This window comes from uncultured Campylobacter sp., assembly GCF_937997465.1.
GTDB lineage: Bacteria > Campylobacterota > Campylobacteria > Campylobacterales > Campylobacteraceae > Campylobacter_A.
In genome coordinates this window covers 1-1,612 of record NZ_CALKTQ010000074.1, presented here as the reverse complement: position 1 = coordinate 1,612, position 1,612 = coordinate 1, and the positions used below count along the sequence as shown (strand labels likewise).

The 1,612-nt window shown below is 51.2% G+C and carries 2 protein-coding genes; both read right to left on the bottom strand.

The features are described from left to right. Window positions 1-45: 45 nt before the first annotated feature. Entirely contained in the window at window positions 46-681 is a 636-nt protein-coding gene (locus Q0546_RS02180) for an NAD(P)H-binding protein (RefSeq protein WP_298790117.1), read from the bottom strand. Window positions 682-786: 105 nt separating this feature from the next. Continuing rightward, complete coding sequence (locus tag Q0546_RS02175; protein ID WP_298790115.1) at window positions 787-1,548, bottom strand: SDR family NAD(P)-dependent oxidoreductase; 762 nt, start codon at window positions 1,546-1,548, stop codon at window positions 787-789. Between the last annotated feature and the right edge of the window lie 64 nt (window positions 1,549-1,612).

Sequence of the window (1,612 nt, the reverse complement as noted above, 5' to 3'; positions counted from 1 at the left end):
GTTTTTAAAAGCTTAAAGCCAAAATCGCCTTTACGCTTTTTGCCTCTAAATAAACTCTCTGGGATGATAAATTTGCACGCCCTTAGCCTCCGTCTGCGCGGCGGCGATGACGGAAGCCGCGATATCTTTCGCGCTCATCGGGCGGTAGTTCGTTAAGATGAATTTCGGCAAAAACCCAAACAGCCAAATCGTAAAGAGCTCGCCCATACGCACCTGCTCGCGTTCGCTTTTTATCGCAGGTAGCCGCGCGATTTGCACGCTCTCGTATTTTAGCGCGGCGATCTTTTTCTCCGCTTTGCCCTTTGCGCGCAGATAAAAAAATCTCGACCGCTCGTCCGCACCGTAGGCGGAGATGAGCGCAAAGCGGCGAGCGCCTGATGCGATACCCCATTTTGCGATATTTACTGGGTAGCTCACGTCCACTTTATAAAACTGCCCGCGGCTGCCGGCTTGCTTCATCGTCGTGCCCAGCGCGCAAAATATCTCGTCTACCTCGCGCGGCGGCATGTTTTTTACGTCGCTAAAATTTACGATCTGCGTCTCTAGCTTTTCGTGGCTAAATTTTAACTCCCTACGCGCCCAAACGATGATTTTATCGTAGTTTTCATTTTCGCAAAGCCCGCGAACGATCTCGCCTCCGACAGCTCCCGTAGCTCCCACGACCAAAGCCGTTTTACCCATTTTCGCTCCTTAAATTTCTTTAAATTTTAACGCGCTTTGAGCTCAAATTTAGCTCAGGCGCTGCGTTATTCTAAATTTTACGCCTCGTCGCGTGACGCATAAATTTTATCGGCGTTTGCCTGCGTAGTCAAATCGCGCAGCTTGCAGGCTAAACTCGAAGCTGTTTCGATCCACCGCGCCCACGCATGCGTCGCTATCATAAAGCGCGAGCAGAAATTCCGCCATCTCCTCGCTTGAATGATAGCGCTTAAAAGCCATGTCGTAGTCGTAGCCTGCGTCATCCGTCGCCACGGGACCAAACTCCGCCCTAGTAGCGGCGGGCGCTAGAACTTTAGCCTGCATTTTGGCCTCTTTATCCTGCGCCAGCTCTCGGTGCAAGCCCTCGGTAAAGGCACTTACGAAAAACTTGCTCGCGCAGTAGGTGACGGCGTTTGGCACCATGCTGTAGCCGCCAGCGGAGGAGATATTGATGAGCTGGGTGGGCTTATGCTTGTAATCGCGCACAAAGAGGTAGCTTAGCAGCGTGAGCGAAATGATGTTGAGCTGTAGCATCTGCGAGATTTTGGATAGATCGCGCTCGCCGACCGCGCCGTAATCCCCAAAACCGGCGTTATTTATGAGCGCCTTTAGCTCGTAGCTTTTTAGCTCGTCCCAAAGCGCTAGGACGTTCTCGCTATTCGCAAGGTCACAAATTTTAACGACTACATCCGATACGGGCGAAATTTTAGCGATCTCGTCCTTTATCTTTTGCAGCAGCTCCGCTCTGCGCGCGATTAGGATCAAATTTTCTCCGCGCCTCGCAAACGCCTTTGCCGCTGCCGCTCCGATACCAGAACTTGCGCCGGTGATGACGATATATTTTTTCATTTTCTATCCTTTTTAGATTCTTTAGTTTGAAATTTTACCGAAGCTCGCCGCGTATTCACGCGTG

Coding starts and splice junctions, on each gene's coding strand:
- Q0546_RS02175 (WP_298790115.1), bottom strand. CDS start 1,548: ATGAAAAAATATATCGTCATCACCGGCGCAAGTTCTGGTATCGGAGCG.
- Q0546_RS02180 (WP_298790117.1), bottom strand. CDS start 681: ATGGGTAAAACGGCTTTGGTCGTGGGAGCTACGGGAGCTGTCGGAGGC.